The 12,556-nt window shown below is 55.1% G+C and carries 10 protein-coding genes; 2 read left to right on the plus strand and 8 right to left on the minus strand.

The window, feature by feature from the left end; all coding sequences use genetic code 11:
* Positions 1 to 566: 566 nt before the first annotated feature.
* From VEB01_RS03300 to htpG, 8 genes are all read right to left on the minus strand, one after another.
* Positions 567 to 998 carry a type IV pilin protein gene (locus VEB01_RS03300; RefSeq protein ID WP_324872776.1) on the minus strand — a complete coding sequence of 144 codons (432 nt, stop codon included), beginning with the start codon at positions 996 to 998 and terminating at the stop codon, positions 567 to 569.
* Positions 999 to 1,009: 11 nt separating this feature from the next.
* Positions 1,010 to 4,933 (minus strand): pilus assembly protein, encoded by a 3,924-nt coding sequence (locus tag VEB01_RS03305; protein WP_324872778.1) that lies wholly within the window; start codon positions 4,931 to 4,933, stop codon positions 1,010 to 1,012.
* Between the two features lie 14 nt (positions 4,934 to 4,947).
* Complete coding sequence (locus VEB01_RS03310) at positions 4,948 to 5,454, minus strand: pilus assembly PilX family protein (RefSeq protein WP_324872780.1); 507 nt, start codon at positions 5,452 to 5,454, stop codon at positions 4,948 to 4,950.
* On the minus strand, positions 5,451 to 6,536 hold the full coding sequence (locus VEB01_RS03315) for a PilW family protein (RefSeq protein WP_324872782.1): 1,086 nt from the start codon (positions 6,534 to 6,536) through the stop codon (positions 5,451 to 5,453). Before VEB01_RS03315 ends, VEB01_RS03310 begins: the two co-directional genes overlap by 4 nt.
* A 2-nt stretch (positions 6,537 to 6,538) precedes the next feature.
* Entirely contained in the window at positions 6,539 to 6,988 is a 450-nt protein-coding gene (gene pilV / locus VEB01_RS03320) for a type IV pilus modification protein PilV (protein ID WP_324872785.1), read from the minus strand.
* Complete coding sequence (locus tag VEB01_RS03325) at positions 6,988 to 7,524, minus strand: GspH/FimT family pseudopilin (RefSeq protein WP_349255736.1); 537 nt, start codon at positions 7,522 to 7,524, stop codon at positions 6,988 to 6,990. Before VEB01_RS03325 ends, pilV begins: the two co-directional genes overlap by 1 nt.
* Positions 7,525 to 7,826: 302 nt before the next feature.
* A complete protein-coding gene (locus tag VEB01_RS03330) occupies positions 7,827 to 8,207 on the minus strand; it encodes a DUF423 domain-containing protein (RefSeq protein WP_324872789.1) in 381 nt (126 codons plus the stop codon).
* A gap of 76 nt (positions 8,208 to 8,283) precedes the next feature.
* Positions 8,284 to 10,179, minus strand: coding sequence for a molecular chaperone HtpG (gene htpG / locus VEB01_RS03335; protein WP_324872791.1), 1,896 nt, complete (start codon positions 10,177 to 10,179; stop codon positions 8,284 to 8,286).
* Between the two features lie 223 nt (positions 10,180 to 10,402).
* Between htpG and motA the strand changes: the two genes are divergently transcribed.
* Together motA and motB are read left to right on the plus strand one after the other, a co-directional pair.
* Positions 10,403 to 11,257 carry a flagellar motor stator protein MotA gene (gene motA / locus VEB01_RS03340; RefSeq protein ID WP_324872793.1) on the plus strand — a complete coding sequence of 285 codons (855 nt, stop codon included), beginning with the start codon at positions 10,403 to 10,405 and terminating at the stop codon, positions 11,255 to 11,257.
* 24 nt (positions 11,258 to 11,281) lie between these two features.
* Positions 11,282 to 12,220: a flagellar motor protein MotB gene (gene motB / locus VEB01_RS03345; protein ID WP_324872795.1), complete on the plus strand. Its 939-nt coding sequence runs from the start codon at positions 11,282 to 11,284 to the stop codon at positions 12,218 to 12,220.
* Positions 12,221 to 12,556: the final 336 nt, after the last annotated feature.

The following is a 12,556-nucleotide window of genomic DNA, read 5'->3' on the forward strand; positions in this document are numbered from 1 at the left end:
GAGCGGCACTGGCGAAAACTCAATGGCATTCCCCGCTTGGCTCAGGTTATCGAGGGAGTCGTGTTCAAGGACGGAGTTCGGGAAGACGCCGAGAAAATCGCCGCCTGAGTCCGCCCCGTACACAAAATTTGACCATTACTCAGTGGAGTGCGACGACCCCCGCGTAGCCGTAGGGCCGGCTGTTTGATCGGAGTCGTAGCGATAGCGCAGGCGGAGATCAAACATAAGGCTACCGACACGGCGTCCAGTCATTTGTGGGAGCCATGCTGGCGTGCGTAGCAAAGCGGAGTACGCAGGCGTGGCGGACGCAGGACGAACGCGGGCCGCCGAAGGCAATACCCGTCGCCAATTTTTAGCTCCTTTTGGTGACGGGGAAGTCCCAAAAGGTTTTGCTAAAAATGGCGACGCAATCGAAATTACCGGTCCTATTACGGGAATTTCTAGCTCATTTGCCGCCTTATCAGATCGGCTCTGTTAAGACGATAGCCCGCGAATAGCTAATGAGTATCCACGCCCAGCTATGAAACCATTTAACGTTTCGGGCCTCGACCACACTTACGCCAGTGTTAATTCCAACAGGTACTGACGTCCAGAGCTGCTCCCGTGAGCCCCTTTTGCCCTAATTGGTTTAATGTGAATGATCCACACGTGTCGCCAGCCATCAGACCTCCTGCTACCGGAGTTGCTGTTATGGTAAACGTCGTCGCGGTAGCAGCAACGGTAATCGTGTATTTCGCCGTGCTATCTCGCGGAGATTGGGTTACCGGCAGGGTAACGTTAACGCCTCCAGCAGTCTTATCGTAGCGATTCGCTTCGGTGAAATTGCGCTCGAGAAACTGCGCATCTTCCAGCAATGCGGACTTTGCGTCGGATCGGGCGGTGCGTTTAACGTAGTGTTGATAGCTGGGCAAGGCAATGGCCGCCAGGATGCCCACCACGGCTACCGCGATCATCAGTTCGATCAGGGTAAACCCTCGTGTTGCTAGACGGATGTTCACTTCGGTCACTCCTACAAAATTTGTAACCAATAGATCCTTTGGGGGGCAGTTGTGGCGGTGGGTTGGCGATTTTTGATTGACATTATGTCGCCTGTCGTGCCGGAGAGTTCCTTGAAGCCCACACCGGGTACCCCACTGTCAAGCCACAGCGGAGTAGTACCAATACCCACCGTAGACTTTATGCCGGAGGAAACATGGCCACTGGCCAGCACGTCTTCCCCGTCAAATTTCGAGTCGTTATTGAAATCGAAAGCCGAAGTGCCGGTTCTGCTCCCCGTGAGTGTATCCAACTCCATAAGCCAACTCTCTCCCCCGAAAACGCACGGATCGCTTGATGGAATCAGAGTGATGAATATGATGCGATCGTATTTTAACAATGCACGTGAAATGACACGTTCGCCAGCAGCACCCGAAGGCGGTACCAAGTCCAGATACCAACCGCGCTGAGTACCCCAGTCAACGGTGTTGTTGCTCGTCTCCCGTTGGCCAAACCCGAATTCCGTCGTCTCGGCCGTAATGGCTTGGGATTGCAGTTGGCTGCGGGAAACCGTTCCGGCCGCATCGCTGTCCCAAATGGCGTAGAACGTCTGGACTTGGGTATTGGACGAATCGGTACTGGTCAGGTATTGGCCGGTTCCGAAGTAGACCATTGCGCCGCCATTAGGATGGGCGCCTATTACAGGCTGAGCCGTAATAGGCTGAACTTGGTTGCTTGCATTTCTCGCAGCAAACAGCGGATTTCCGCTATTGGCTACTCCCCACGAGGCGGAAGACGCAGCACTCAGGTCAAATTTCCAAAGATTTCCCTGCAGATCGCCGGCATAGACGTGATCGATGATTTTGTCGTTATCGGCATCATAGAGAACCGGGGTGGATAGGCCATTGCTGGTGCTGCTGCCAGCGGCAATTTTTTTGACCAGTGCGCCATCACTGAGCCTTACCACGTAAAGAAAGGCCATTTCCGAAGTGCTATTGTAGCCGTTGCCGAAAATGGCCGCCCATTGCCCGTCGTTCAAACGGGCGATCTGCGGTTGACTGAAGGTCAATCCCAAATCGGCGGCATCCGAAAATTCCCAGAGAACACCGCTCCCACTAAAACTATCCGGATTGCTGATGTCGAGCGCATAGATCGATTTCCCTCCGGGGCCGAGCCCCCCCAGCAGCACGGTTTTCCAGCTGCCGCCAAAGTAAGCATCCCCCACGGACGGTGCGCCATCGACGAAATACTTGTGGGTATAGGCGGGGTCAGTAAGCTTGGTGAGATTGTCATAGACCCCAGCGGGAATATAAGCAAACAACTCCTTGCCGGAAGCGACGTTTCCGGAATCCGCCCGGAAGGCGTGCAGCATGCCGTCATTCGCACCGACGTATACCACCGGCGTGCGCGAAGATTTTCCGCTGACGAAAGAGGCGTAGGAGGATTTTTCCGCCAGCGCCGACGTCGGAACGTCATAGCCATAGTCCTCGGCTTTCGTATAGGCCGGGTCAGAATCGATGATATCGCCCAGTACAGATACGGTCCGATTGCGAAGGACTCCACCATTTCGCTGCTCCTGGCTGGAATCTCCGCGGAGCCAAGCGAGGCGGCTGCTGCATTGGTTATCGATTACGCCAGCGGCGTTGGTATCCAGCGCCGTCTTCTGCGTGGCGCTAAGACTGCTATTACAATTGGTAAAAGTCTTCCCGGCGCTGCCGTCCCAGGTGAAGATTTCACGGGATGCCTCATCCGGAATCAGCGTGGCCGCATCCCAATAAGGAGTACCGACGCTACCGTCCCCCTGCACAGGGTAAGCGATGAGCTGGCCGTGCCAGTCTTGGGTGTCGAAACGGGCCTGGAACAGCAGCGTGCCGGTTTGAATGCTGGTGGAGTTGGCAGCCAGGGCCGCAGCTGACGGATTGGCGTTGGTAATGGAAGCCATAGCCGACTTGAATGCGCTTATGAGATCCGCGGGCTGCTCAACGGCGAAGAACTGGCCACGGCTGTTGATGGCTGCGTGCCAAAGGTCATACACATGGCCATCGGGTTCGTGGCCAAAGGTGCTTGCAGAGTTAATCTTCGGCCAGTTCTTGGTGCCTGCGGCCAGTGCGGCATAGCCGTCAGTACCGGCATAGGTACTTCCGCCCCAGACTGGACAGCCTGGGCTAGGGTTATTGGGATCGGCCGTCAGAGGCGTGGTGCCGGGGTCATAATTGCACGTCGAAACCAGCGTGCTGGATAATCCGAGGCCAATTGTAAAATTGACCATATGTTGCCAAGTCGCTGGGTCGTTTTTCGGATTCCAGTATTGCTGGGCCGCAGTTCCAGAGCGATCGACATAATACGGTGTAACTTGGTTTGCGAGCCCCGGTGCTGACGAACGAAGATCAGTTGCCCAATAATAGAATGCAAGGTCGGCCAGGCTGTTGCTGTTGGTATAGGCTGAAGCGGTGGCAACGTTGACGTCCTTGTAGGGCGGCTGCGGACTGTAGGAGATTCCATCGGGCAATATCACTGCAATAGAGTCCTTGTCACCAACAGCGTTAAACCCCGAGTCGCTATTCCACAGCCCATCAGTGAACAGAATATTGAAATTCTTACGGCAACTCAGTTCCGTCCCCAAGGTGGTATAGGGTTCTGAAGCGTAGGGGCTGTTGAGACCGCTGGTCATGTAGTAATCCCCAGCGCGCTTCAGGGCGCTGCGCGTGGGGGTTGAACCGCTCAGGGTGAATCGTTGCAGCCAGTCGTAGAAATCCGTCCGGTGTGTCACGGTGGTTGACCCGGCTTTGAGTGCGTCCAGCGTCCTCATCCGGTTTTCCCGCGCGACATTATCTGATCCTTCGCAGGAGGACGTGCCGAAGCTAGTGCAAGCGTTAAGGGTCTGCCACGCCAGCCGAACCTGGTTAGAGGCCAACGTTGTGACGGCTGTCATGGCAGAAGACATGATGGCCAGTGCGCGGGTGCGGTAGAAGGAATACCAGATGGCGAAGTTCTGCTGCTGCTGCGCCTGAGTCCATGTTCCGCCCCCGGCAATGTCTTCCTTGCCCGCCGTAGTGTCGCCGACTTTGATCAGAATGTAGCAAGCATCGGTTTCCTCATTGTCATTGCAACCGGCGGGTTTGGACGCACCCGGCTTGTCCGTGTAATAAAGGTGGTAAAAGGCCGCAGTAACGGGTGTGCCGGAGCTTGTGACGGTCCAAGTCAAGGTGACGCTATTTTTTGTCGCATCGCCCGCAAAGTTTTCGTTGACACTGATTCTGGTACCGGCATTGGAGACCCCGGTAACGGAGTAGGTTCCGTTATAACCGGCCCCCGCATTGGAGACCGTAATAGACTCCCCAGCCGCTATATTGTTAAACGGCGATCCGCACCCGGACACATCAAGTCTGTCATTGCCCGACCGATTATCGAAGGTAGCGGTACATGTGTATGAATACGGAGTTGAGCTTTCACCGGTAGTCGGACTGTTGGCCACCAGACAGCTCGAGTAATTGTTGGCATTTGCGGTAACGTGGCTCGTGCAGCTGGACTGATTGTTGTTGTAATACTGGCTAATCGGCTTATACCCGGTACTCAAGTTCGTGGAACCCTTGCTGGTATCGAAGCCGTTGATGTAAGCGGCGGTGAAGCTCGTGGTGTAGCTGGTATCGTCCCCGCGCGTCGGGATGGGATATGTGATCGCTGGATTGTAATACATGGCGTTATAGGATGCCGCCGTGAAACGGGGACCATCCAGTACCGCCTGGGAGTTGTCGATGTCTTCCGGGATATAGCCGCGCCCCATGCTCAGTGAGTCGTCTAGCGTCAGGATTACGTTGGGCGTAACGCTTTGCGTCAAGAAAAGCGGTGTGTCCGATAGACCGAGAGGGGCCGCCGCGGATCGATCGACGGCTAAGCCGATAGTAAACAAGCCAACGAGCAGCCCAGTTTTCCTAGAGCGGTGGTCGAAAAGAAACATCGAACTTCCTCGAATCAGGGGGTATACGTGTAAAGCGCTTGCAACACGACCACCGCGTTGATTTCACCACCGACGCCGCGAGCGGTAACGCGGTAATATTCCGTGGCACCGTTATTCGGCATTTTTTCCACCACGTATTTGGGCTGTTCGGCGACTCCGGCTACGGTTTGAGTAGGGGTGCGATAATTTGCGGCTGCGGTCCAGTCATAGGTCGTGCCCCAATAGACGGAATCGTTGGCTTGAGTTGCGACATAGGTCCGCAAACCAGGGACGCTGCCATCGAAAGCCGACGTACGCCAAGTAGTCAAGGTGATTTCGGCGTCTTTCAAAGCCGCTTCGGCTGCCTGAAAAGCCAAATTCCGGTTTCGGGTATTGCCGGCCATGTGTTCCTGAAGACTAGTGTTCAGCGCGGCACTGGTTCCCGTCAAAATTAGAATAGTGAGAAACGTCAGCGCCATTACGAGGGCTATTCCCCGTTGGCGGCCGGGCACATGAGGCAAATCCCTCGGCCGCTTTCTCATAGTCGGTTCCTCACGGAAATCGTCGTAGTAAACGTCTTACGCAACAGCCGATCGGTGGGCGTAGTGGTAGTGCCGTTAAAGGTGTACGTTTGGGGGCTGCTGGTAATACTCTCACCCTGACGGCTAACCATGAGCAGACTAATGCGCACCGTCAGTACACGGGACCAATCGGCAACCGAATCGGCCGCGACATAGGTATCGACCGCCTTATCCTCCGGTGCAGACGTATCAACACCATACGTGATCTGAAGATCTTCGACGCCTTCGGCCAATTCCTCAGCTGTGGTGACGGCATTGCCTCCGCTTGCCCCCAGTTTTTGGCGGTAAAGAGCCGGTTCTCCGGCGGTGTTGTTGCGGAGGTAGTAGGTTACGGCACTCAACCGCAGGATTCGCGACCCCGGCGCAAAGGTATACGCCGTACCATTGGCGGTGCATGGATCCGGCACGGGATTCCCGAGCCCTTTGGTGCAGTTGCCCGGATTGGTGGCATTCCCTGAATTATGAACAATGACATCAATGGAATTGGTGTTGTTCACATTGGTCATTTGAAAGATTGCTGCATGCCGGCAGTCGGTGATGACCAGGATTTCTCCCTGTTTGATGTCGTGGTTGGCCGTCAGTTGTAATTGGGCGGCTGGCGGATTATGACTGGCGACGATGTATTCCTTGGAGTTGTCCGCCCGCAACACCGTCAAAGCATCCCCTCTTAAGACATTGGCGGAGATGTCGACCGGATAGAGGCCGCCCTCCTCGTACCCCACCAGCGGCACTCCGAACAGGTTCGTATCCCAATCCGTAGGGTTGTTCAAAACGTTGGCGATGGTGTTGAAAGAGCATCCCGTAAACCCCGCCATGCGAATGTCGTAGCCGATTTTATCGAAGGTATAGCGGGCATTTTCCTGAATGCGAGATAGTGTCTCCATGACGCGAAATGCTTGCCGACTGCCCAGATAGGCGTAGCCGATGATCACGGTAAGTATCAAGCCAAGGGTCAGAGCGACCATCAATTCGACAAGGGAAAACCCGCGGCAGGATCGCCTTTGGCCAACGCCAAGACTTGTCCGGAGTAAGGGCGCGCGCATGATCAAAGGGTGGTTTGTGTGAGGAGGGACGTTGTGGTGCCGTCGTGATTGTCTTCCCAGCGGATGACAATGGTGACAGTACCGCCGAGATTAACGGCAATCGATCCATCGCCGGCAGGAAGCGCCGTGGACAGTTGGGTTTTCCAGTAAACCAGATCGTCGCCGACCACGGAGCCGCCGCTAGGACTGCTGCCAAGCGCTATGTTGTAGCTACCGTTGATCGCGGCGGCGCGGTTGCCGCGCATACATTCGAGCACGTCATAGGCCAGTACAGTAGCCACACTGCGCATATAGGCGGAATTGTTGTGACTGAGCGTAGTGGTGAGCAACTTGGCCTGACCCAATAGTCCCATACCGATGACAAGCATGGTTATTAGGACCTCGATCATGGTGAAGCCCTGTTGTCTCGCCCTGAAACCGGGCCCAAGCCCCAGCTGAGGTCCTCCCGTCATCAGCAAGTCCCCTTGTCAATGTGGATGTGGCCGGTCGAGTTAACGGTGATATCGCTCTTGATGCCCCCTACGCACACGGTCAGCATTCCGCTGGAAGACCCACTCTCGCCCAGACTTTCTCCGCCAGGAAGATAGCTCACGAAATTGGAGAAATTGCTGTCACCGGTGATCGTGGCCGCGCTGTTGCTCGGTTGTTTGACGCGCAGCCTGGCATCGCTTCCGTCAACCGTGCCTCGGGTGCCGCTATCGGTAAAAGTCAGCCAACCGGCTTGCCAGCCTCCGGATGTCGTACAGGTAGGACTCGCATCATTGGGGTTAGCGGACTTGCACACGGTAACGATTACGCCGCGCTTGACGGCTTCGGAACGGGCAAGGTTCAGCGCTGCAACAAGTTCATTGGTCGCACCGGCAATGCGGGTGCTATTGATGAAATTCTGGAAACCCGGCGCGGCAAGCGATAACAGAATTGCCGCTACGGATACGGTCACAAGAAGTTCGATCAGTGTGATACCGGATGCTGTCTTCCGACCCTGCATTTGACGGTTATGCCCTATTGAATAGCCCTTGAAAAATAAGGGTATCTTTCAGTATAGATAAGCCGTCGAAAATTTCTTGATACAGATCTCTTGATCTGGACTCCGGTACGATCAGCTTACGAGGCAGGGTGACACACCACGGCTTTTCTTTTCGGCATGATCATGAAGTCGAACGATGAGTCAGCCTTCCTCGCCTTAGCCAAGAAAGACTCCCTGCTGGTGTCGCGGCGTTAGGTCGTGGAGTGCACTTTTGGGGGGATAGCCCGCTTCCGGCGTCTGGCCCGAGACTATAAACAGGGCGACTATTCTCGTTGAAGCCGCCAGGTTGAAAGGCCTAGTAGAAACCAGCCGGTCAAGAACGCCAAGCCTCCGAGAGGTGTAATCCAGCCCAGCCAGCGAATTCCGGTGATACTCAAGAGATAAAGGCTTCCGGAAAAGAACACGATTCCGGCGAACATAAACCACCCGGCTTTGGTAAGGAGGCGCGCATCGGGGGATTGTTTGGCCATCACGCCGATCAAGCCGAGACCTAGCGCATGCCACATTTGGTACTCGACGCCGGTGTGGTAAATCGCCAAGTGATGTTCGTCCAAAACCGCCTGGAGGCCATGAGCGCCGAACGCTCCCATGGCAACGCCCAGGAATCCGGCAATGGCGCCAAGAATGAGAAATAGCCTATGCATAATGGCTGCGGATTGGGGTTTTAAAGGACTGAAGGGGTACGGCCAATTGAATGATCTAGCCGTACCCGACAATGTGTCAGTTCAAGACGTTTTGCAGTAGGCCGTTCAAGCGACGAACGAAGGCCGCGGTGTCGTCCAATTGACTGCCTTCGCTCAGCACCGCCTGATCGTAAAGAATATGCGTCAGAGCGTCGAAGCGCGATTCGTCCGCCTCATTCTTGAGTCGCGCGACCAGCGAGTGATCCGGGTTGATCTCAAAGATCGGCTTGCTGACGGGTACGTTTTGTCCCGCCGACCTCATGATTTGCTCCATGGTCCGGCTCATGCCGTAGGTCTCGCCGACTAGGCAAGCCGGCGAATCGGTCAAACGACTGCTGATCTTCACATCGCTGATTTTATCGCCGAGCGTTTGCTTGATTTTATCGATAACGGTCTGAAACTCCCTGGTAGCCTCTTCCGTATGCTGTTTGTCCGCTTCGTCGGCAAGCGTGCCCAGGTCGAGGTCTCCCTTGGCCACCGATTGCAGATGCTTCCCTTCGAAATCGGTGAGATAGCTGACCAGCCAGTCGTCGACCCGATCATGCAACAGCAGGACTTCCAGCCCCTTGCGGCGGAAGATTTCAAGGTGCGGGCTATTCTTGGCCGCAGCGTAATTCTCGGCCGTAATGTAATAAATCTTGTCCTGTCCCTCCTTCATCCGACCGATGTAATCCTCCAGGGAAACATTCTGAACATCGGAATCGTTGTGAGTCGAGGAGAACCGCAGCACCTTGGCGATGCGGTCGCGATTTTTGAAGTCTTCGATCGGACCTTCCTTGATGACCTGGCCGAATTCCTTCCAGAAAGTCTGATACTTTTCCGGCTCGTTTTTGGCCATGTCTTCCAATAGGCCGAGAACCTTCTTGACCGCACCGGAGCGGATCTTATCGAGCAGGGCGTTTTCCTGGAGAATTTCGCGCGAAACGTTCAACGGCAGCGAATCGGAATCGATGACACCCCGGATGAAGCGCAGATAGCGCGGCATCAGTTTTTCCGATCCTTCCGTGATGAAAACCTTGCGTACGTAAAGTCTTACCCCGTGCTTGGCTTCGCGGTCCCACAGGTCGAATGGTGCGTGAGCCGGGACGTAAAGCAAAAGGGTGTATTCGTTGGTGCCTTCCACCCGGCTATGAAGGCGAGTCAGGGGTTCCTGAAAGTCGTGGGAAACGTGTTTGTAGAATTCGTTGTATTGCTCGTCTGAAATCTCGTCCCTGTTTTTGGCCCATAAGGCCGAGGCGCTGTTGACGGTTTCCCATTCGTCGGACGGTTTTTCATCCCCGTACGCTTCCTTTTTCATCAAGATCGGCAGGGAAATGTGATCGGAGAACTTGCGGATAATCGCCCGGAGCCTCCAGCCGTCGAGGAACTCGTCCTCACCCTCGCGGAGATGCAGCGTGATCGTCGTTCCGTGCTCGAGTTTTTCGACGGTTTCCAGCGTATAGTCGCCTTCGCCCTTGGATTCCCAGCGCACGCCATGGGCGGCGTCTAGACCCGCTTTACGGGTTTCCAGCGTGACGTTGTCGGCAACGATGAATGCGGAGTAAAAGCCCACGCCGAACTGACCGATGAGCTGGCTGTCCTTCGCCTCATCCCCGGTCAGTGACTCGAAGAACTGACGGGTGCCGGAACGGGCGATGGTCCCGATATTTTCCCGAACTTCGTCCCGGGTCATGCCGATACCGTTGTCGGTAATCGTCAGGGTCCGGTTTTCTTTATCGTATCCGATCCGAATCTTAAGCTCGCTGTCGCCCTCGTAAAGTGCATCATCGCCCAGAGCAGAAAAGCGGAGCTTATCCGCTGCGTCGGACGCGTTCGAGATGAGCTCGCGCAAGAAGATTTCCTTGTTGCTGTACAAGGAGTGAATCATCAGGTTCAGAAGCTGCTTAACCTCAGCTTCGAATCCCATGGTTACCTTGCTTTCCATTACGGTCATGGCAGTCGTTTTCCTCCGAAAGTTTGAGTTGGTCGATTTTAAAACAACGATGAAATTTGGGGGTGATCCTTTGTATTTTCAAGTCCTGCCCGTATTTCGGGTTAGGCTGTCCTTATTTTCGTCTAGACTTTTTTGAGCCTGTTGCGGCTCGAACCACCGACCACCAAATTTCGACCGGCTATTTTCGTTGCTCCTCAGTCAAGCATCTCCAAAGAGTTAAAGCATGTTCGTCATCATAGGTTACATCATCGTCGTAGGCGCAATTCTGGGCGGATACTTGATGGCTGGAGGCCATATCGGGGTTTTGCTTCAACTTAACGAAGTCGTCATCATTTTTGGCGGCGCCATCGGCGCATTCGTCGTGTCGAACAATCCCAAGGTTTTGAAGGCGGTTGCGGGCGCTTTAGGCAGCACTTTAAAAGGCTCCAAGTACAACCAGGCGCTTTACCTCGAAACCTTGACGCTCTTATACAAGGTTTTCAGCAAGATTCGTCAAAACGGGTTGTTGTCCATAGAGGGCGATATCGAAAGCCCGGATCAAAGCGAGTTGTTCAAATCGGCACCCAAAGTACTGTCCGATCATCATGCCGTGGAATTCATCACCGACTATTTGCGCCTGATGACCAGCGGCAGTCTGGATGTGCATCAGATCGACAACCTGATGGACATTGACATCGAGACCCATCACGAGGAAGGCCATTTGCCCATCCAGGCGCTGCAACGCCTTGCAGACGGGATGCCGGCGTTCGGTATCGTCGCCGCGGTGATGGGGGTGGTGCACACCATGGAGTCGGTCGGTTTGCCGCCCGCGGAACTCGGCAAGCTCATCGCCGCAGCGCTGGTCGGCACATTTCTGGGCATTTTGGTCGCTTACGGTTTCGTTAGCCCTTTGGCAGGCCTTATGGAGCAACGTTTGGCCGAGTCGACCAAATACTATCAAAGCATCAAGGCCGGGCTGATCGCTTCCATGAACGGCTACGCACCGCCCACCGCCGTGGAATTCGCCCGTAAAGCGATGTTTTCCGCAGAACGTCCGGACTTTGCCGAATTGGAAAAACACCTTAAAGAAAGCCGCTAAAAACCCGCGGACTGGGATAAGCCTATGGCTGAGAATTCGAATAAAATCATTATCAAGAAGGTCAAGAAGGGCGGCCATGGCCATCATGGGGGTGCTTGGAAGCTCGCCTATGCCGATTTCGTCACCGCGATGATGGCTTTCTTCCTGTTAATGTGGCTTTTGGGCTCCACGGAGCCGTCGGTTCGGCAGGGTGTCGCCGAATACTTCAAAGATCCCTGGAAACCCTCGCTCCAAGGTGGACCCAATACGGGGGATTCCACCAGCGTGATCAAGGCGGGCGGGGAAGACGTCACCCAGTCCGAAGGTCAGGTTAAGCTGACCAACGAGGGGAAGAAAGACATTGCGGGAGAAGCCAACGAATCGGAAAAGGAGCTGGATCAGTTGGAAGCGCTGAAAGAAAAGATCGAGCAGATGATCGAGACTAATCCATTGCTTCAACAATTCCAAAGCCAACTGAAGATCGACATTACCCAGGAGGGCTTGCGCATCCAGGTGATCGATTCCGAAGGGCGGGCCATGTTCAATTCGGCGAGCGCCAAAATGGAAGGCTACGCGTCGGAGATCCTTCATCAGATTGCGCCGGTCGTCAACGAGCTGCCGAACAAGATCAGCATCGCGGGGCACACGGATGCCAAGCCGTTTCCGGGCACCGGCCAGGGCTATACGAACTGGGAGTTATCCGCCGATCGGGCCAATTCCGCGCGTAAAGAGCTGATCAGGGGCGGGCTTAAGGAAGACAAGATGATGCGGGTAGTGGGGCTTTCCTCGAGCGTTCCTCATGTCAAGGAAGATCCCTTCGCCGCCACGAATCGGCGTATTTCCATTATTGTGATGAATAAGCATACAGCCGAAGAAATCATCACTGGCGGTTCCGGGATCGATATTTCCACGGAAAAACCGCTGGAAAAAGATGTGATTACAACTGAAGCTGCCGTGTCGCCTGTCAACAAGGGCGGAATCTAGACATCAAGCCATAAAGCCATGATCGAAACGATGCCGGTTTGGTTGAGGGGCGTTCTGAGCCAAATCGGTGCCGTTTTGGGCATACTCCTGCTTCTCAAGAGCGGTAGCCTATACAGTCTTTCTTTGCCCCTTGGTCTGTCGTGGTGCTCGAAGGCCTGCTCGCCATGGCCTTCAGTTGGGGATTAAGGCTTCCGACGCTGCGAGACATGGAGCGAGTGAGCGAGCGAGTCGAGTAGTCCCCGGAAGCCCGAGCGCCGGGTGGGTGGCCGGAGGTCGCCGCGAGAGCGGCGGTCGTAGGCGACCCACAAGGCATCGCGACCGGGCGTCGAGTCATTG

It is taken from the genome of Methylocaldum sp. (assembly GCF_035627495.1).
Taxonomy (GTDB): Bacteria; Pseudomonadota; Gammaproteobacteria; order Methylococcales; family Methylococcaceae; genus Methylocaldum.

What these genes read in the sequence shown, in the direction of transcription:
- VEB01_RS03305 (WP_324872778.1), bottom strand. Translation starts at nt 4,933, where the DNA reads ATGTTTCTTTTCGACCACCGCTCTAGGAAAACTGGGCTGCTCGTTGGC.
- VEB01_RS03315 (WP_324872782.1), bottom strand. Translation starts at nt 6,536, where the DNA reads ATGCGCGCGCCCTTACTCCGGACAAGTCTTGGCGTTGGCCAAAGGCGA.
- VEB01_RS03325 (WP_349255736.1), bottom strand. Translation starts at nt 7,524, where the DNA reads ATGCAGGGTCGGAAGACAGCATCCGGTATCACACTGATCGAACTTCTT.
- VEB01_RS03310 (WP_324872780.1), bottom strand. Translation starts at nt 5,454, where the DNA reads ATGAGAAAGCGGCCGAGGGATTTGCCTCATGTGCCCGGCCGCCAACGG.
- pilV (WP_324872785.1), bottom strand. Translation starts at nt 6,988, where the DNA reads ATGACGGGAGGACCTCAGCTGGGGCTTGGGCCCGGTTTCAGGGCGAGA.
- motB (WP_324872795.1), top strand. Translation starts at nt 11,282, where the DNA reads ATGGCTGAGAATTCGAATAAAATCATTATCAAGAAGGTCAAGAAGGGC.
- VEB01_RS03330 (WP_324872789.1), bottom strand. Translation starts at nt 8,207, where the DNA reads ATGCATAGGCTATTTCTCATTCTTGGCGCCATTGCCGGATTCCTGGGC.
- htpG (WP_324872791.1), bottom strand. Translation starts at nt 10,179, where the DNA reads ATGACCGTAATGGAAAGCAAGGTAACCATGGGATTCGAAGCTGAGGTT.
- motA (WP_324872793.1), top strand. Translation starts at nt 10,403, where the DNA reads ATGTTCGTCATCATAGGTTACATCATCGTCGTAGGCGCAATTCTGGGC.